Source organism: Saccharothrix variisporea, from assembly GCF_003634995.1.
GTDB lineage: Bacteria > Actinomycetota > Actinomycetes > Mycobacteriales > Pseudonocardiaceae > Actinosynnema > Actinosynnema variisporeum.
On sequence record NZ_RBXR01000001.1, the window covers coordinates 5,169,069 to 5,186,204 of the forward strand.

Consider the following 17,136-nt stretch of genomic DNA (forward strand, 5'->3'; position numbering starts at 1 on the left):
GTCAGGCGTCCGTCTTGCCGTGCTTCTCCAGGAACGTCTGGACGAGCGCCTTGTGCGTGGCCTTGTCGCCGCCCTGCACGGTGATCGTCTCGTCGCCGGACTTGATGGTGACCTTGCGGGCGCTGCCGCGCTGGACGAAGGCGGTGATGACGGACGCGACGGCGGCGGCCACCGCGGCGGGCAGCGCCCCGTTCACCACGAGTTCGGCGATGGCCATGCCGGTGCCCTTCGCCCCGTCGGGCAGCTGGGTCGGCGCGTGCCGGGCGTCCACGCGGGCGCCCCGGACCAGCTCCTCCAGCAGCAGGTTCGTCGCGGACGCCGCACTGCCCGGCGCGTCGATCGTCAAGTGGAACACGCGGATCCTCCCCGGTAGACCGTCGATCATCCCAGTCACCCCGATCATCGGGACAGGGCCAGTCCACGTCACAACGCAACGTTTCACGTTCACAACTGCCGGATTGCTTAACGAATCGCTGCATTGAGCCGTTCATACGATCGAGTTGCGCTGATCTAGGCCACTCAGAGCTGCACGTTTCGCTGTCGTCGGGTTACCCTCGCCTACGTGACTGCGCACATCACTCAGACGGAGTCCGTCGACGCCGCGCCGTTCCCGGCGCCGAGGGTGGACAGCGAGGTGGGCCCGCTGCGCACGGTGCTGCTGCACCGCCCGGGCCTGGAGCTCAAGCGGCTGACCCCGCGCAACAACGACCAGCTCCTGTTCGACGGCGTGCCGTGGGTGGACCGGGCGCAGGAGGAGCACGACGCGTTCGCCGAGGTGCTGCGCTCGCGCGGGGTCGAGGTGCTGCTGCTGGCGGACCTGCTGGTGGAGGCGCTGCACGACGACCGGGCGCGCATCGCGGGCATCCACAGCGCGGTCAACGAGCGGCGGCTGGGCATCGACCTGGCGGACGCGCTGCGGTCGCACCTGTCGTCGTGCGGTCCGGAGCAGCTCGCGACCGCGCTGATGACCGGCATGACGTTCGAGGAGCTGCCGGCGGCCGAGGGCGCGTCCCTGGTGCGCAAGATGCACCACCCGATCGACTTCGCGGTGGACCCGCTGCCGAACCTGCTGTTCACCCGCGACTCGTCGGTGTGGGTGGGTGACCGGGTGGCGATCACGTCCCTGGCGATGCCCGCGCGCGACCGGGAGACCGCGCTGACCGACCTCATCTACGCCTACCACTCGCGGTTCCGCCGCACGGGCCGCGCCTACGGGGCGCACTCGGCGCCGGTGGAGGGCGGTGACGTGCTCCTGCTCGCGCCGGGCGTGCTCGCGATCGGCGTGGGCGAGCGGACCACCCCGGCGGGCGCGGAGTCGTTCGCACGGTCGGCGCTGGCCGACGGCCTGGCGCACACCGTGCTGGCGGTGCCGATCACCCAGGAGCGGGCGACCATGCACCTGGACACCGTGTGCACGATGGTCGACCGGGACGCCGTGGTCATGTACCCGGCGGTGCGGGACAACCTGTTCGCCTACCCGGTGCGCTCGGACGGCAACGGTGGCGTGCTGGTGGACGACCGGCGGCCGTTCCTGGAGGCGGCGGCCGAGGCGATGGGCATCGAGCGGCTGCGCGTGATCGACACCGGCCTGGACCCGGTGACCGCCGAGCGCGAGCAGTGGGACGACGGCAACAACACGCTCGCGGTCGCGCCCGGTCTCGTGGTGGCGTATGAACGCAACGTCGAGACCAACGAGCGCCTGGAGGCGTCCGGGATCGAGGTGCTGCGGATCAGCGGGTCGGAGCTGGGCTCCGGTCGCGGTGGTCCCCGGTGCATGTCGTGCCCGATCGACCGCGCTCCGCTCGCCTAATTCTTCGGAAAGGGTTGCCTAATTTAGGCAACCCTTTCCAAACATTCATGAGCCTTACCTTGAATGCGGGAACAACCGATTTCCGTTAATCTCGTCCGCATGGCCCTCAACGTCAAGAAGATTCCCTCGCGCACGTCGAAGTTCCACGACCTGCTCCAGGCGCAGGTGCGCAACGAGTTCACCGCGTCCCAGCAGTACGTGGCCATCGCGGTGTGGTTCGACGACAACGACCTGCCCCGACTGGCCGCGCACTTCTACAAGCAGGCGCTGGAAGAGCGCAACCACGCGATGATGATCGTCCAGTACCTGATGGACAACGGCATCAAGGCCGCCATCCCGGGCGTGGACGAGGTCCGCAACGACTTCGGCACCGCCCGCGAGCCGGTCGAGCTGGCGCTCCAGCAGGAGAAGACCGTCACCGACCAGATCGTCGCGCTGGCGAAGGCCGCCCGGGACGAGGGCGACTACCTCGGCGAGCAGTTCCTCCAGTGGTTCCTCAAGGAGCAGGTCGAGGAGGTCGCGTCGATGAGCACCCTGCTCAACGTCGTGGACCGCGCCGACGGCAACCTGTTCCACGTGGAGACCTTCCTGGCCCGCGAGTCGGTCGGCGAGGACGCCGACCCGACCGCGCCCCGCGCCGCCGGCGGCAGCCTGTAACCACCACCGGGCCACTCCGCGCCGCTCCCGCTCCAGGGGGCGGCGCGGTGCCGTGTCCGGGGGCCGGAAAACCGCGGTGACAACCCGCCCGGGACCGTTACTTTCACCACATGGCGCAATTCGAGCGGACCACGGAACGGCTCACCCTGCGGCGGGTCCGGATGTCCGACCTGCCCGCCTTCGCCGCCCTGGAAAACGCGTTGCGCGCCGCCGAGAACCGCGCGCCGGCGGACGAAGCCGAGTCGGCGCGGTACCTCGGGCGCTTCACCGCCGTGTGGGAACGCGGCGACCTCGGCTACTGGGCGGTCGAACTCGACGGCCGCGTGGTCGGGTTCGGCGGCGTCCAACCCCACGGCGACGCGTGGAACCTCTACTACCGCGTCGACCCCGTCCTCCACGACCGCGGCATCGCCACCGAGGTGGCCCGGGAGGCGGTGCGCGCCGCCGCACAAGCCAGGCCGGACTGGACCGTCCGCTGCGAGACGCGCCCCTGGAACACGGCCGCCATCCGGGTCGCCGAACGCGCCGGCCTGACCCGCGTCGAGGACCACGACGGGTACGCGGTGCTCGAAGTTCACCCGGCCGAGCGAGGCTCTAGACGAAGCAGCCCCCGGTCCGGACACCCATGACGGTCAGCGTGTCACCCGCGTTGGCGAAGCCGAAGTAGTACCAGCGGCTCTCGGCCAACGGCAGTACGTACCCGTGGGGGTTCAGCGTGGCGGTCGGGTACAGCTCCCTCACCCGCTGCTGCGACTCGCCGAACCGCAAGCCCTCGGGTGTGCGGGCCCCGCCTTCCAACCGCAGGTCGACGGCCACACCGTCGTTGATCCCCACCCAGCCGGCGGCGCGCTTGAGCCCGTAGACGGGGCAGTTGGCCTGCGGCCAGTCGTCGAGCTGCTCGCCGACCTCGCCGGTGGCCCGCAGCTCCTCCAGCGTCATCCCGAGCTGCACCTTCCCCAGGCCGTTCGGGGTCAGCACCGGCACGTCGTCCACCACGACCGTGCGCGCCGGAGCGGCCGTGGTGGTGCTCGGCGCGGGCTGCGCGGACGTGCACCCGGCCACGACGACCGCCCCGATCGCCAGCACCACCAACGCCCTCATCAGCCACCCGATCCGCAGTCGTAGCCGATCTTCTCGATCCGCACGAAGGCCACCTTGCCCTCCACGAAGTCGAACACGTAGCCCCAGTCTGACCCCATCGCCACCGTCGCGCGGTCCCCGGTCACCACCAGGTCCGGGTACGGCCGCCGCAACTCCTCCACGGAGCTGCCGTAGCCGACCCCCGAAGGTGTCTTCGTGTGCGTGGGTGTCCTGATCGCCACCACCCCGTCGCGCCGCGACACCAGCACGTTGTAGCCGATGCCGTCCCCCTGGTGGACCAGGCACGGTCCGGCGTCCACCAGCGAGAACCCCTTGCCGACGACCTCAGCCGCCGTCATGCCCAGCCGCAACGGCCCGTGCGCGGGCGGTTCCAGGGCCTGCGGTCGGATCGTCGTGACCGGCCCGGCGCCCGGCTCGGACGCCACCCGCGTCGACAGGCCCTGTGCCGCCACGACCCCGCCCACCACGGCGGCCACCACCAGCGCGCCCGTCGCCACGGTCCGGGTCCGGCGCCGCCGCCGCGCGCCGCCCACGATCCGCGGCACCGCGTCGTCCCGTGCCGGCAGGTCGAGCCGTTCGTCGGAGAACAGCTCGCGCAAACGCTCGTCCAGCTCCACCGTGCTCACCCGCCTTCCCCGAGCTTGCTCCGCAAGGTCGCCATCGCCTTGCTGTTCTGGCTCTTGACCGTGCCCGGCGAGATGCCGAGGGCGTCGGCGATCTCGCGTTCGGACAGCCCCTCGTAGAACCGGAGCACCACCACGGCCCGCTGCCGCGGCGGCAGGTCGCGCAGGGCCTGCCACAGCGGCTCGTGCTCCAGGCGGTCGGTGGTCTCCGCGACGACGTCGGGGAGGTCGGCCACGAGGCGTTCCCGGCGCAGCCTGCGCCACACGCTGATGTGCGCGTTGGCCATGGCCCGCCGCGTGTAGGCCAGCGGGTCCACGTCCTTGCGCAGCACCGCGGCCCAGCGCGAGCCGACCTTCTCCAGCACGGTCTGGACCAGGTCGGCCGCGTCGTGCGGGTTGCCGGTCAGCGCGTGCCCGTAGCGCAGCAGACCCGGCAGGGCGGTCCGGACGAACTCCGCGAAGTCGACCCGGACGCCGGGCAGTACCGCCGTCACCTCGTTCCCCTTCCCGACGACCTCCCCATCGGGCGTCGACGGGTTCACGCGGTCGCGGGGCTCCCGGTTGCCCGCCGGAAGGTCACAGAACGGGCAACGGGCGGAACGAGCCGTCCGAGTCGGGGCTGAACTCGTGCACGGCGACCACGGCGTCGGTCGGGACCGGGCCGTAGACGTGCGGGAACCACGGCCCGGTCTCGTCGCCGTCGCCCGGTTCCCACAGCACCGGCAGGCCCTCGGGGTCGATCATCAGCAGCACGAGGTCGTTGCGGCCCCGGTACAGGCGGTTGGCGGGCAGGTGCACCGTGCCGGGGTCGGAGCAGTGCACGAACCCGTCCGGGTCGAGCGGGATGGCGCCGTCCTCCCGGGCGCGCGCCCACTCCTCGCGTGACGCGATCCGCAACAGCATCTATCCACAACCTCCTGTGGACAACCGGGGGAACGGGTGTGGACAACCTCAGCGCAGGGTGATCTGGCGACCGCGCAGGCCGTCCCGCGCCCGGCGCTCGGCCTCGGTCAGCGGCTCGGCGTCGAGGCTGGTCAGGGCGTCGTGCAAACGCTTGCCGAGAGCTTCGGCGGGGCCGGCCCACTCGCTGGAGTGCAGCTCCCGGTCGAGGTCCCACACCGGCACCAGCAGGCCGTGCGCCCGGAACGACCCCGCGTACCGGGAGCCCTCGCCCAGGTCCAGCTCGCCCCGCACCTGCAGCCGCGCGAGGGCCGCCAGCAGCTGCTCCTCGGGCTCGGGGCGGACCCAGCGCAGGTGCGCCTTGTCGCCCGCGTCGACCCAGTAGGCGGCGTGCACGCCGGGGGCGTCGACCCGCTCGGTCGGCAGGATCGCGGCGTTCGCGCGCTCCAGGGACAGGGCGACGTCACCGGTCGGCTCGTGGTCCGGCGGCATCCACCACGCGAAGTCCTTGTGCAGCTCGGGCGTGATGGTGGCGTCCACGTCGAGCAGGTCCTGCAGCCGGCCCGGGTTGCTGCCGTCGTCCACGCCGACCACGGGCAGCGCCTCGCCGGTCTCGGCGGTGAGCGCCCACTGGACCGCGCGGGCCAGGTCGCGGCTGAGGTCGCCGGAGCGGGTCTGCACCTGGAGGCCGACGAACGCGGTGCCGTCGGCGCGGACGAGGGCGGCGGCGGCCATCGGCAGCACGGACGCCAGCACGACCTCGCGCTCGGCGTCCTTCAGCGGCAGCTCCACCGTCGCGGAGGGCACGAACTCGCGCAGCGCGATCAGCTCGGTCTCGGCCGCGAGGCCCTGGAACGGCCGGGACACGATGACGTCCGCCGCGCCCCCCGCCGCGCCGTGGCACGCCTTGTAGCGCTTGCCCGACCCGCACGGGCAGGGCTGACGCGGGTTGACGCCGTCCGCCGGCTTGGTCTTCACGGCCGTCCGCTTCGCCACCGCCGCCTCCTCAAAGCTCCTCAGGGCTGGTCCGGCGTCAAGTTATCCCCCACGATCCCGCGCGTCCGCGCCGGGTTGTTGGTCGCGAGGAACCGCACGCCGCGGTCGACGCACAGGGCCACGTCCGCCGGGTCGTCCACCGTCCAGCAGTACGTGCCCGCGCCCCGATCGGGGTACCGCCGCAGGAGGTGCACGCCGGGACCGGCGTAGTCGGCGAAGGCGGGCAGCCGCCGCGGCCAGATCCGGTTGAGCAGCAGCACGGTCGGGACGTCCGGCGCGAGGGCTTTGAACCGCCGCACCGCCCACGGCGAGAACGACATCATCACGGCGTCCACCCGGTGCTTCGACAACACGTCGACAAGTCGCCGTTCCACCTCGCCGCCGAACCGGACGGGGTGTTTCGTCTCCACGAACAGGCGAACCCCGGAGTCGGCGACCAGGCCCAGCAGGTCCTCCAGGGTCAGCACCTCGGCGGGCTCGCCGCCCAGCCGGCTGCCGAAGTCGTGGCGGCGCAGCTGGTCCAGGGTCATCGTGCTGACGACGCCGCTGCCGCCGCTGGTGCGGTCGATCCGCCGGTCGTGCACGCACACCAGGTGGCCGTCGCGGGTCAGGCGGACGTCGCACTCGACGCCGTCCGCGCCCTGCGCGAGCGCCAACTCGTAGGCGGCGAGCGTGTGCTCGGGACGGGCGGCGGAGGCCCCGCGGTGGGCGACGACTTCGGGCGGCACAACGGGGAATGCTCCTGGTGGAGCACCGAACGGGTCAACTCGACTACCCCATGTCACAGCAACCTGAATGTTTGAAAGAACAACCACACACCAATGGACGCGAGCCCAGCTCAAGACCTACCGTCCGTGACCGTGGCACCCTTCGACCAGCACGATCCGGCGTTCATCGCCGATCCGTACCCCGTCTTCGCCGCGCTGCGCGCGGAGGGCGAGGTGCACTGGCACGAGGACATGGGCGTCGCGCTGGCCGTGTCGCACGCGGCGTCCTCGGCGGTGCTCAAGCACCGGTCGCTGGGCCGGATCTGGTCCGACGCCAAGCCCGTCGAGAACTTCGCCAGCTTCAACCTGCTGCACCGCAACTCGCTGCTGGAGAACGAACCGCCCACGCACGGCCGGCTGCGCCGCCTGGTCGCCGCGGCGTTCGGGCGCGGGCACGTCGAGCGGCTGCGGCCGTGGATCGCCGAGCTGGCCGACCGGCTGGTGGACGAGCTGTCCGCGCGGATCGCCGACGACGGCCACGCCGACCTGCTCGCCCACGTCGCCGCGCCGCTGCCGGTGGAGGTCATCGCCGAGCTGCTGGGCGTGCCCACCGCCGACCGGCCGCTGCTGCAGCCGTGGTCCAACGCGATCGTGAAGATGTACGAGTACGGCCTGCCGGCCGACAAGCAGGTCGCCGCCGAGCGCGCGGCCACCGAGTTCGTCGCCTACCTGCGCGACCTGGTCGCGCTGCGCCGGCGGTCCCCCGGCGACGACCTGGTGTCCGACCTGGTCGCCGTCACCGACACCGACGGCGCGAAGCTCACCGAGGACGAACTGGTGGCCACCGCGGTCCTGCTGCTCATGGCGGGCCACGAGGCGACGGTCAACGTCATCGGCAACGGCGTCAACGCCCTCATGACCCACCGGGGACAGTGGGAACGCCTCGTAGCGGATCAGTCCCTCCTCTCCACGGCGGTGGAGGAGCTGATCCGCTACGACTCCCCGCTCCAGCTGTTCGAGCGGACGGCCACCGAGCCGGTCGAGATCGCCGGGTACGCCGTCGAGCCCGGCACGAAGATCGCGGCCCTGCTCGGCGCCGCCGCCCGCGACCCGCTGGTGTTCCCGGACCCCGACGTGCTGGACGTGGGTCGGGAGCGCAACCCGCACCTGGGGTTCGGCATGGGCATCCACTACTGCCTCGGCGCCCCGCTGGCCCGCATCGAGGTGCAGGCCGCGCTGTCCGCGCTGGTCCGGAAGCTGCCCAAGGCCGAACCGGCCGCGCCGCCGCGCCGCCGCGCGGAGTTCGTGATCCGCGGCCTGCACGAACTGCCGCTCACGTCGGCCTAGTCGCTCTCCCGGTTCGGGTCACCAGCGGTCAGACGTCACGATCTCGACCAGCTGCTCCACGGTCAGCGGCGGCTGGTCGGCGGTCAGGCCGCCCATGCCCTTCGGGTTCTGCCGGTTGCTGACGTGGATGGTGATCGACAGGCCGTCGGCGCGGATGAGGTGGGCCAGGTGCGTGACGCCCCCGCCTTCGAGCTGGGTCCGGTCGGTGGCCAGCGTCGAGCCGTCGGGCAGGGTGCGGGTGGCGCAGTCCGGCGAGCCCACGTCGCACTGGGCCGGCTGCGTGGGATCGGCACCGGGGTAGACGACGAGGTCGTAGCCGCCCGTGACGCCGCCCGCGGTCAGCTGGCCGACCAGAGCCGCTCCCAACGGCTCGCCCTTGCCGAGCGGGACGTCGGTCTGCCGGGGCACGTTCGGCGGGGGCGGGGGCACGGTGTTCCGGTACGCGCCGGGGCCGCTCTCGGTGACGGTGAAGGTGGCGGTGCCGCCGAGGATCGCCTTGAAGCGCTCGGCCAGCTCCCCGGGCGTGCCGGGCGGGGTCTTCGCGGTGGTGGTCGTGGTCGGTGCCACCGTGGTGGTCGTGCCTTGTGCCGCGACCCCCTGCTGGGTGGCGGGGCCGTCCGGCACCAGCAGGGCGGTCGCGGTGGCCAGCCCGGCGATGACCGCGGCGGCGACCGCGAGGGGCACCAGGCGCGACTTGGACCGGGCAGGGACGTCCGGCGGCAGGCCGGCGGTCACGACGTCGGCACGCCGCTCCAGCTCGCCGAACGCGTCGTTCAGGGCACGCAGGTCGCTCATCTCGTCTCCTGGTAGGCGTGGGGGTTGGCGGTCAGGTCGACCCGCAGGCTCGCGAGCGCCCGCGAGATCTGGCTGCGCACGGTGGTCACCCGGCAGCCCAGTTCGGCGGCGATCTCGGCGTCGGGCAACCCGGCGTAGTACCGGAGGACGACAGCCGCCCGCTGCCGACGCGGGAGGTTCGCCAGCCGCCGGATCATGGCGTCCCGCTCGGCACGCTCGTCGGCCCCGTCACCGTGGCCGACGTCCTCCAGTTCGGCACGGGGCGAGGTGCGAGCGAGCCGACGACGCCACGACAGGTACTCGTTGACCACCATGCGCCGCACGTAGGCGTGCGGTTCGTCCAACCGGGAGATCCGCTCCCACCGCTCGAACGCCCGCCCGAGGACGTCACTCACGAGATCCTCGGCCAGCCACGCCTGGCAGGTCAGCACGGTGGCGAACCGCATCAACGCCGGCCGCCGCCGTTCGACGTACTCACCGAACTCCATCGGCACACTCCCGACTCGTGATCACGCCCCTCAACGCGGCAACCACCGGAACCGTTGCACGGCCGGTGAAAATCCGTGAGGGCGAGCGAGACGAGGGTGGAGCGGTCGCCGGGAAAGGGCAGGCGGCGCGGGCAAGCAGCGGCGGACGCGCGGGGGCGGGCGCGCGGGGCGGGCGCGCGAGGGCGGGCGCGAGGGCGCGGGCGCGCGAGGGCGGGCGCGCGGGCGCGGGCGCGCCAGGGCGGGCAAGGCGGCTGCGTGGGTGGGCAGACAAGCGCGGGCGCAGGCAAGGCGGCTGCGTGGGTGGGCAGGCAAGCGCGGGTGCGGGCGGGCGGCAGGCAAGCGCGGGCCCGGGCGGTAGCGCGGGACGGGCGCGGCGTAGCCAAGCACGGGCCGGCGCGGGCGGCACCGGGCGCAGGCGGGGGCAGGCGGAGGCGGGGGCGGGCAAGCGCGGGCGGCAGCGGTGCGGGTGAGGCGGCGCAGCACAGCGCGAGACGGGCGGCGCGGCACAGCGCGCGGCACGGGCGTTCTGGGCGGCGCGTGGCGCGGGAGTGTGGGTGGGAAGCGCGGTCAGAGGTGGCGCGAGGTGGGCGGGCGCGGGTAGGTCACGCGCGGGTGGTGGTGGTGGTGGTGGTGTGGGGTGGCCTCCGGCCCCCGGTTCCATGGTCGCACGGGGGACCGACAGTTCACTGCGGCGCGCGGCCGGAAGAGTTGTGGCGCGCGGCCGGAGGAGGTGTGGCGCGGGGGTGGCTAGTGGCGCTTGTAGGGCTTCGGGAGTTTGAAGCCGCGCTCTGCCAACACCGTGCGCAGGCGGTCGGGGTAGTCGGTGATGAGGCCGTCCACGCCGTCGTCGATGAGCTTGTTCATGGTGGCCGGGTCGTTGATCGTCCACGGCACCACCTTCAGGCCGTGGGCGTGGGCCTCGTCGACCAGCGCCTTCGTCGTGAAGGGCACGTAGTTCGGGTCGCCGACCTTGCCGTTCTGCGGGTTGCCGTGCACCGGGGACAGGGCCGAGGCGCCGAAGGACTTCACGGCCTTCACCACGCTGCCGCCGAAGTCCGCCAGGTCCAGGCCGCCGGTCCACGGTGAGCCCGGGCGCAGGAACTCCGGTTGGGTCAGGGCCACCAGGGGCAGGCCGGGTTCCGCCTTGCGCCACAACATGAGCGTGCCCCAGTCGAACGACTGGATGGTGACGTTGCGGTAGAAGCCCGACTTCCGGACCTCGCGTGCGGTCACCTCCACGAACTGCTCGCGGGGGGCGGTCTCGTGCGGGGCGGCGGCTTCGACCTTCGTCTCGATGTTGAACTTCACCTGGAACGCCCGGTACTCCCTCGCCAGGGCGAAGACCTCGGCCAGCGTCGGCATCTTCGCGCCCGGCGACAGCTCCTGGTCCGGGTACTGCGGCCACCGGCGCGACCCGCAGTCCAGCGTGCGGACCTGCGCGAAGGTCAGGTCCTTCACGTACTTGCCCGCGTACGGGAACGCCGGGTCGCCGGGGAACGCCGGTGCCGTGTCGACGCACTTGTTCGGGTTGGTCTTGCGGTCGTGCGTGACGACCTCGCGGCCGTCCTTGGTGATCTGGACGTCCAACTCCAGCGTGGTGACACCGAGTTCGAGCGCCTTCGCGAACGCCGCCAACGTGCTCTCGACGGTCAGCCCGATCCCGCCCCGGTGCGCCTGGAGGTCGAACTTCCGGTGCCCCTCCGCGCTCGCGACCCCGGGAACCACCAAAGCCAGGACGACCGCCACCACGAGTGCCCGCACGACTGACCGCATGCGAACCACCGTGGCACGGTGCCGCTGGGCACACCAAAGGCCGTTCGGGGAAAGGTGTTTGAACAACAGCAGAACAAGCCTTCAGGCACGTGTGGAGCGCAGGAAGCGCGCCCAGTGCGCCGCCGGGAAGGTGAGCGGTGTGGCTGTGGGGTTCTTGGAATCGCGCACGCCCACGATCACGCCTGCGTGCGCGACCTCCACGCAGTTGGCGTTGGTCGCGGCGGTGCTGCGGGTGCTCTTGCGCCACACCGCACCGGAAAAGTCCACTGTGGACATAGCCTGCCTCACTCCGTCAGGAGGCGCTGGACCAGGGCCACCGACTCGTCCAGGCCCAGCGCCTGCGTGGTCAGGTGCTCGAACGCGAGTCTGGCCTCGATCGTCACGCCTTCGTCCTCCAGGTGCAGCGCGCCGAACGGGTGTTCCACGTACAGCACCGGCGGGTCGGCCGGGTCGGGGAAGCTCAGCAGCGCGAAGCCGCCGCCCATCGCGGCGTGCGCACCGCACTCGTGGGCCAGCACGCGGAAGCTCACGTTCGGCAGTTCGGCCACCTCCAGCAGGTGTTCCAGCTGCGCGCGCATGACCTCCCGCCCGCCGAGGCCCTTGCGCAGGGCGGCCTCGTCGACGATCGCCTCCAGCTTGAGCAGGTGGTCGGGGTCGGTCAGCCGCTGCTGCCGCACCTGCCGCGCCCGGACGTTGCGCTCGTCCTGCTCCCGGTCGCCGGGGAACGGGCGGGCGGCGCACAGCGCCCGGGTGTAGTCGGCGGTCTGGAGCAGGCCGGGGATCAGCAGCAGCGACACGTCCCGGACCTCGGCGGCCTCGGTCTCGATGTCGATGTAGCCCTGGTCCTCGACCCCCAGCGCCGTCCACCACCCGCGTTCGCGGGCGCGCAGCGCCTCCAGCACGATGTCCGGGTCGTAGTGCTCGTAGAGGTCCATCATGGACTTGACCAGGTGCGGGTCGACCAGTGCCTCTCCCTTCTCGATGCGGTGGAGCGCGGACTTGGTCTTGAACAGGGCCTCGGCGGCGCCGTCCAGGGTCAGGCGGGCGTCGGCGCGCATCCGGGCCAGCTTCCGACCCAGTCTGCGCCTGCGAAACGGTGGTTGCGTACTCACAACATCGAGTATGCCGGCGTGATCGTCCGAAAACTTCACCGCAACGGGTGTATTTCGGCAGGTCACCGCCCGGTGCAACAGAAACGGGCCCGGACGCGTACAGGTAAGTGCCGGGGTGTGTCACGACAGGAACGGGGTCGGTGTTGGACGAAGGGGCGTCCTTCGACGAGTTCGTCCACGAGCACCAGCAGGGGCTGGTCCGGTACGCGGCGCTGCTGTCCGGCAGCCGGGCCGAGGCCGAGGACCTGGTGCAGGACGTGCTGGTGCGGGTCTACCAGCGGTGGGGTTCGCTGGACGGTCCGGTGTACGCGTACGTCCGGCGGGCGGTCACCAACGAGTACCTGTCGTGGCGGCGGCGCTGGAGCACGCGGAACATCCGGCCGGCGGGCGACGACCTGCCCGACCGCGCCCACCACGACCCGCCCTACCGCGAGCGCGACGAACGGCTGTGGCGGCTGCTCCAGGGCCTGCCCCGGCAGCAGCGCGCGGCCGTCGTGCTGCGGTACTACGAGGACCTCGCCGACGCGGAGATCGCCGAGGTGCTCGGGTGCCGGCTGCCGACCGTCCGCGCGCACGTCAGCCGCGGCCTGTCGGCACTGAGGTCGGCGCTGCCGGAACACGCGTGGAGGGGCCATGACTGACACCGAGGACGAGCTGCGCCGCCTGCTCGCCGCGCGCGCCGACCGGGTCCACTCGCACCTCACCGGTCCGGCGATCCGGGCCCGCGCCACCGCCCGCCCGAGGACCCTGCGCCGCCTGGCGCCGCTGGTGTCGGCGGTGGCGGTGGTGCTCGCGGTGGTCACGGCGAGCCTGCTGTTGGCCCGCGGTCCGGGTGGTCCCGGCGAGGACCGCCCGGCGACGACCGTGCCCGCCGGCGGCGACCCGCGCCCGACCGTCACGACCACGACGCCGGACCGGCCCACCACGTCCCCGCCCCTGACGACGGAGTGGAGCACGACCAGGCCGAACCTCACCACCACCTGGCCGACGATCACCACGACCCGGTGAGGTGCAACGGATTCGGGTCGGGACGCATGGAGATCACGTGGGCAGGAGGGCCCACCCGCACGAGGAGGACTCCATGCGCTTCACCCTGCGTTCCCGCCGGACCGCGGCAGCCGCCGCGCTGTCGCTCGGGGTCGTGGCCGCCGGGGGCGTGACCTGGACGGCGCTCGCTTCGGGGTCGCCGGAGGACGTCGTGATCAGCACCACGACCCGCCCGACGACCACCACGAGCCCGGGAACCACGTCGACGATCACCACCAGCCCGGCCCAGGTCACCACGACCCGCCCGGACCGCCCGACGACCGCGTGGCCGACCCCCACGGACCGGCCCACGACCTCGCCGGACTGGACGACCACCCACCTGCCGACGACCTCGCCGCAGTGGCCCACCACGACCCGGATCGAGGAGCCCACCACCTGGCCGCCGGTGACCGCCACGACCACCCGGTGACACGCCCGCTGGGGCCGGCTCCGGCCGGCCCTAGCGCGGTGAGGCGTGCGAGCGGACGGTCCGCAGCTCGGGCGCGGGCGCGTCGCGCAGCTCCACCACCCGCAGCCGGCGCAGCGTCGAGGCCTCGACCGGCAGCAACAACGACGTGATCCGGCGCACCAGGACCATCGTCAGCACGATCACGGCGGTGGCCAGCAAGTCCGACACCGCGTGCAGCAGCACGCCGTCGGCCAGCGCCTGCACGCTGGTCCGGAACGACCACGCCACGGTGACCGCCGCCCACAGCCCGGCGGCGGCCCACAGGCCCCACCACCAGCGCACCAGGCGCGACGGAGACGGTCGTGCGGTCGCAGGCAGCCGCAGCGCCGCGTGCTCCAGCTCCGCCGCGATCGACCCGGCCATCACCAGGTTCAACCCCGGCACCAGCAGGCCCACCAGGACCTCGGCGTCCGACCGGGACGGCCCGTACCCGGCGGCCGACGCGGCGGCGAGCCGCGCCCGGCGCAACCACAGGTACCCGAACACCACCGCGCCCACGACCGCCGCCAGCGCCAGGGTGGACGCCGAGCGCACCATCGCGTCGGACACGTCGACCGCGGTGGGCGACAACGCCCCGTACCGGCTCTGCAACAGCAGCACGTACCGCCAGATCTCGCTGCCCGCCGCCCACAGCGTGGTCAGCGCGGCGAGCCCGAGCACGCGGAACGCGGTGCGCGCCAGCCGCTGCACCTGCGCCACGGAGTCCTCGGCGGCCTCGCCCGCCACGGACGTGGGCCAGCGCCACGCCAGCAGCGGGAACCCCCACCGCGGCGGCACCGGGTAGGACGGCGGACCGGCGTACGGGCGCGGCGGGGCGGCCAGCCGACGGTGCGGGTAGGCCCCGGGCGGCGGGCTCGCCACCCAGTCCACGCGCATCGGCTGGAACGCCACGTCAGATGACCTCCGGCTCCGCGCCGGCCTTCTCGCTCACCAGCGGGCGGCCCTGCGCGGCCCACACCTGCATGCCGCCGTCGACGTTGGTGGCGTCCCACCCGTTGGCGTTGAGGTACTGGGTGACCCGCGCCGACCGCCCACCCGCGCGGCACACCACGAGCAGCTCGGCGTCGGCGGGCAGCTCGCCCAACCGGCCCGCGAGCTCGCTCATCGGGATGTGCAGCGCGCCCGGGGCGTGCCCGGCTTCCCACTCGTCGGCTTCACGCACGTCGAGCAGCACCTTGCCCTCCGGCAGCTCGGCCGGCACGGACGACACTTCAACGCTGGGGATCACGCCGACCATGCTGCCATGCGCGTGGTAAACGCGGGATAAGCGGCGGGGCCACCCCCGCACGACGGCGGAGGCGGCCCCACAGGCGGACGACCGAGGGCCGCCCGTCATCCGGCTCAGTGCGAGATGGCCTTCTCCGCACCCACACCGGTGAGCGCGCGGACCTCCATCTCGGCGTACTTCGCCTTGTCGTCCTCCTTGGACAGCACGGTGCCCAGCCAGCCGAGGATGAACGCGACCGGGATCGACACGATGCCGGGGTTGGACAGCGGGAACACGTCGAAGTCGGCCTTGGGGAACATCGCCTTGGCGTTGCCGGACACCGCCGGCGACAGCACGATCAGCGTGATCGTCACCGCGAGGCCGCCGTAGATGCTCCACAGCGCGCCGGAGGTGTTGAACCGCTTCCAGAACAGCGAGTACAGGATGGTCGGCAGGTTCGCCGACGCGGCCACGGCGAACGCCAGGGCCACCAGGAACGCGATGTTCTGGCCGTTGGCCGCGATGCCGCCGAGGATCGACACGATGCCGATGACGATGGCGGTGATGCGGGCGACCTTGACCTCGTTCGCCTTGTCCTCCGCCGCGCCCTTCTTGATGATGTTGGCGTAGATGTCGTGCGCGAAGGACGCCGACGCGGTGATGGTCAGACCGGCCACCACGGCGAGGATCGTCGCGAACGCCACCGCCGCGATCAGGCCGAGCAGCAGCGGGCCGCCCAGCGCCTCGGCCAGCAGCGGGGCCGCCGAGTTGGCGCCGCCGGGCGCGCCGGCGATCTTGTCCGGACCCACCAGGGCCGCCGCGCCGTAGCCCAGGACCAGCGTGAACAGGTAGAACAGGCCGATCAGCCAGATCGCCCAGACCACCGAGCGGCGGGCTTCCTTGGCCGTGGGCACGGTGTAGAAGCGCATCAGGATGTGCGGCAGGCCGGCGGTGCCCAGCACCAGCGCGAGCGCCAGGGACAGGAAGTCCAGCTTGGACGTGCCGGTCTTGCCGTACTGGAGGCCGGGGCCGAGCAGCTTCTCGCCGGCCTTGGGGGCGTTCTCGACGGCCGCGCCGAGCAGGCCGGACAGGTTGAGCCCGTACTTGCCGAGCACCCACAGCGTCATGACGCCCGCGCCGATGATCAGCAGGACGGCCTTGATGATCTGCACCCAGGTGGTGCCCTTCATGCCGCCGATGAGCACGTAGGCGATCATCAGCGCGCCGACGACGGCGATGACGATGGCCTGGCCGCCCTTGCCGGTGATGCCCAGCAGCAGCGCCACGAGGCCGCCCGCGCCGGCCATCTGCGCCAGCAGGTAGAAGAACGACACCGCCATGGTGGACGTGGCCGCCGCCGCGCGGACCGGGCGCTGGCGCATCCGGAAGCTCAGGACGTCGCCCATCGTGTACTTGCCGGTGTTGCGCAGCAGTTCGGCGACCAGCAGCAGCGCGACCAGCCAGGCGACGAGGAACCCGATCGAGTACAGGAACCCGTCGTAGCCGTTGACCGCGATGGCGCCGGCGATGCCCAGGAAGGACGCGGCGGACAGGTAGTCGCCCGCGATCGCGATGCCGTTCTGGGGACCGGTGAACGCGCGGCCGGCGGCGAGGTAGTCGGCGGCGGTCTTGGTGTTGCGGCTGGCGCGGACCACCACGAACAGCGTGGCGATGACGAAGACGCCGAAGATGCCGATGTTGAGCAGGGCGTTGGAGTTGTTCACGCCTTACCCCCTTCGAGCTGGTCGCGGATGGCCTCCGCGCGGGGGTCGAGGTTCTTGTTGGCGTGGCGCACGTACAGCGTGGTGATGGCGAACGTGGACACGAACTGGAGCAAGCCCAGGATGAGACCCACGTTGATGTTGCCGACCACCTTCAACGACATGAAATCGTGCGCGTAGTCGGCGAGGAGGACGTACAGCACGTACCAGGCCAGGAAGAGGCCGGCCATGGGGAACACGAAGGTGCGCAGCCTGCGGCGCAGCTCCTTGAAGTCCGGGCTGTCCTGCACGGCGACCCAATCGTGGGACGCTCCAGCGGGGGTGGCGCCCCCTGAAGCGTTTTCAGTGGTGCTCACGTTCCCCTCCTCGCACTTGTCGGCGGTGTGAACGGCACGTAACCCCTC

Annotated in this window: 23 protein-coding genes; 7 read left to right on the top strand and 16 right to left on the bottom strand. The window is 72.2% G+C overall.

What is annotated here, in order from left to right:
- Position 1: 1 nt before the first annotated feature.
- The gene (locus tag DFJ66_RS23240; RefSeq protein WP_121223751.1) at positions 2-355 is read right to left on the bottom strand and encodes a hypothetical protein; all 354 of its coding nucleotides are present in this window, start codon (positions 353-355) and stop codon (positions 2-4) included.
- A 207-nt stretch (positions 356-562) separates the two neighbouring features.
- Here DFJ66_RS23240 and DFJ66_RS23245 point away from each other — a divergent pair, with 207 nt between their 5' ends.
- The 3 genes from DFJ66_RS23245 (at position 563) to DFJ66_RS23255 (ending at position 3,096) form a co-directional block, all read left to right on the top strand.
- Positions 563-1,810 carry an arginine deiminase gene (locus DFJ66_RS23245; protein WP_211351289.1) on the top strand — a complete coding sequence of 416 codons (1,248 nt, stop codon included), beginning with the start codon at positions 563-565 and terminating at the stop codon, positions 1,808-1,810.
- Positions 1,811-1,909: 99 nt separating this feature from the next.
- Positions 1,910-2,467 (top strand): ferritin, encoded by a 558-nt coding sequence (locus DFJ66_RS23250; protein ID WP_121223752.1) that lies wholly within the window; start codon positions 1,910-1,912, stop codon positions 2,465-2,467.
- A 110-nt stretch (positions 2,468-2,577) separates the two neighbouring features.
- Entirely contained in the window at positions 2,578-3,096 is a 519-nt protein-coding gene (locus DFJ66_RS23255) for a GNAT family N-acetyltransferase (RefSeq protein WP_121223753.1), read from the top strand.
- On the opposite strand, the gene DFJ66_RS23260 is transcribed toward DFJ66_RS23255, so the two are convergent.
- The 6 genes from DFJ66_RS23260 to DFJ66_RS23285 form a co-directional block, all read right to left on the bottom strand.
- Entirely contained in the window at positions 3,062-3,568 is a 507-nt protein-coding gene (locus tag DFJ66_RS23260) for a hypothetical protein (RefSeq protein ID WP_121223754.1), read from the bottom strand. The two genes, DFJ66_RS23255 and DFJ66_RS23260, sit on opposite strands and share 35 nt — an antisense overlap.
- Positions 3,568-4,194 (bottom strand): hypothetical protein, encoded by a 627-nt coding sequence (locus DFJ66_RS23265; protein ID WP_121223755.1) that lies wholly within the window; start codon positions 4,192-4,194, stop codon positions 3,568-3,570. Before DFJ66_RS23265 ends, DFJ66_RS23260 begins: the two co-directional genes overlap by 1 nt.
- The gene (locus DFJ66_RS23270) at positions 4,191-4,685 is read right to left on the bottom strand and encodes a SigE family RNA polymerase sigma factor (RefSeq protein WP_246029872.1); all 495 of its coding nucleotides are present in this window, start codon (positions 4,683-4,685) and stop codon (positions 4,191-4,193) included. The genes DFJ66_RS23265 and DFJ66_RS23270 overlap by 4 nt, the downstream gene beginning before the upstream one ends.
- Positions 4,686-4,767: 82 nt before the next feature.
- Positions 4,768-5,094: a DUF952 domain-containing protein gene (locus DFJ66_RS23275; RefSeq protein WP_121223756.1), complete on the bottom strand. Its 327-nt coding sequence runs from the start codon at positions 5,092-5,094 to the stop codon at positions 4,768-4,770.
- Between the two features lie 48 nt (positions 5,095-5,142).
- A complete protein-coding gene (locus tag DFJ66_RS23280; protein WP_121223757.1) occupies positions 5,143-6,087 on the bottom strand; it encodes a DUF5926 family protein in 945 nt (314 codons plus the stop codon).
- Between the two features lie 20 nt (positions 6,088-6,107).
- Positions 6,108-6,815: a glycerophosphodiester phosphodiesterase gene (locus tag DFJ66_RS23285; RefSeq protein ID WP_121223758.1), complete on the bottom strand. Its 708-nt coding sequence runs from the start codon at positions 6,813-6,815 to the stop codon at positions 6,108-6,110.
- A gap of 93 nt (positions 6,816-6,908) precedes the next feature.
- On the opposite strand from DFJ66_RS23285, the gene DFJ66_RS23290 reads away from it, so the two are divergent.
- On the top strand, positions 6,909-8,141 hold the full coding sequence (locus tag DFJ66_RS23290) for a cytochrome P450 (RefSeq protein ID WP_121223759.1): 1,233 nt from the start codon (positions 6,909-6,911) through the stop codon (positions 8,139-8,141).
- An 18-nt stretch (positions 8,142-8,159) separates the two neighbouring features.
- Here DFJ66_RS23290 and DFJ66_RS23295 read toward each other — a convergent pair whose 3' ends face one another.
- The 5 genes from DFJ66_RS23295 to DFJ66_RS23315 all read right to left on the bottom strand — a co-directional run bounded on the left by DFJ66_RS23295 (position 8,160) and on the right by DFJ66_RS23315 (position 12,375).
- Positions 8,160-8,936, bottom strand: coding sequence for a hypothetical protein (locus DFJ66_RS23295; RefSeq protein ID WP_121223760.1), 777 nt, complete (start codon positions 8,934-8,936; stop codon positions 8,160-8,162).
- The gene (locus DFJ66_RS23300) at positions 8,933-9,430 is read right to left on the bottom strand and encodes a SigE family RNA polymerase sigma factor (protein WP_397556243.1); all 498 of its coding nucleotides are present in this window, start codon (positions 9,428-9,430) and stop codon (positions 8,933-8,935) included. The genes DFJ66_RS23295 and DFJ66_RS23300 overlap by 4 nt, the downstream gene beginning before the upstream one ends.
- A 741-nt stretch (positions 9,431-10,171) precedes the next feature.
- Complete coding sequence (locus DFJ66_RS23305; protein WP_121223761.1) at positions 10,172-11,197, bottom strand: glycerophosphodiester phosphodiesterase; 1,026 nt, start codon at positions 11,195-11,197, stop codon at positions 10,172-10,174.
- A gap of 81 nt (positions 11,198-11,278) precedes the next feature.
- Positions 11,279-11,473: a DUF397 domain-containing protein gene (locus DFJ66_RS23310; RefSeq protein WP_121223762.1), complete on the bottom strand. Its 195-nt coding sequence runs from the start codon at positions 11,471-11,473 to the stop codon at positions 11,279-11,281.
- Positions 11,474-11,481: 8 nt separating this feature from the next.
- The gene (locus tag DFJ66_RS23315; RefSeq protein WP_342776972.1) at positions 11,482-12,375 is read right to left on the bottom strand and encodes a helix-turn-helix domain-containing protein; all 894 of its coding nucleotides are present in this window, start codon (positions 12,373-12,375) and stop codon (positions 11,482-11,484) included.
- 74 nt (positions 12,376-12,449) lie between these two features.
- Between DFJ66_RS23315 and DFJ66_RS23320 the strand changes: the two genes are divergently transcribed.
- From DFJ66_RS23320 to DFJ66_RS42900, 3 genes are read left to right on the top strand one after another with little or no spacing between them, the layout of a single operon-like run.
- Positions 12,450-12,950 carry an RNA polymerase sigma factor gene (locus tag DFJ66_RS23320; protein ID WP_246029873.1) on the top strand — a complete coding sequence of 167 codons (501 nt, stop codon included), beginning with the start codon at positions 12,450-12,452 and terminating at the stop codon, positions 12,948-12,950.
- A complete protein-coding gene (locus tag DFJ66_RS23325; RefSeq protein ID WP_121223764.1) occupies positions 12,943-13,317 on the top strand; it encodes a hypothetical protein in 375 nt (124 codons plus the stop codon). Before DFJ66_RS23320 ends, DFJ66_RS23325 begins: the two co-directional genes overlap by 8 nt.
- Positions 13,318-13,354: 37 nt before the next feature.
- A complete protein-coding gene (locus tag DFJ66_RS42900; RefSeq protein WP_170199601.1) occupies positions 13,355-13,765 on the top strand; it encodes a hypothetical protein in 411 nt (136 codons plus the stop codon).
- Between the two features lie 30 nt (positions 13,766-13,795).
- Here DFJ66_RS42900 and DFJ66_RS23335 read toward each other — a convergent pair whose 3' ends face one another.
- The 4 genes from DFJ66_RS23335 to DFJ66_RS23350 all read right to left on the bottom strand — a co-directional run bounded on the left by DFJ66_RS23335 (position 13,796) and on the right by DFJ66_RS23350 (position 17,088).
- Positions 13,796-14,695 (bottom strand): DUF4328 domain-containing protein, encoded by a 900-nt coding sequence (locus DFJ66_RS23335; protein WP_121223765.1) that lies wholly within the window; start codon positions 14,693-14,695, stop codon positions 13,796-13,798.
- Between the two features lies 1 nt (position 14,696).
- Positions 14,697-15,041 carry a rhodanese-like domain-containing protein gene (locus DFJ66_RS23340; RefSeq protein ID WP_121223766.1) on the bottom strand — a complete coding sequence of 115 codons (345 nt, stop codon included), beginning with the start codon at positions 15,039-15,041 and terminating at the stop codon, positions 14,697-14,699.
- Positions 15,042-15,145: 104 nt separating this feature from the next.
- A complete protein-coding gene (locus DFJ66_RS23345) occupies positions 15,146-16,735 on the bottom strand; it encodes a solute symporter family protein (RefSeq protein WP_121223767.1) in 1,590 nt (529 codons plus the stop codon).
- Positions 16,732-17,088: a DUF485 domain-containing protein gene (locus DFJ66_RS23350; protein ID WP_121223769.1), complete on the bottom strand. Its 357-nt coding sequence runs from the start codon at positions 17,086-17,088 to the stop codon at positions 16,732-16,734. Before DFJ66_RS23350 ends, DFJ66_RS23345 begins: the two co-directional genes overlap by 4 nt.
- Positions 17,089-17,136 lie beyond the last annotated feature (48 nt).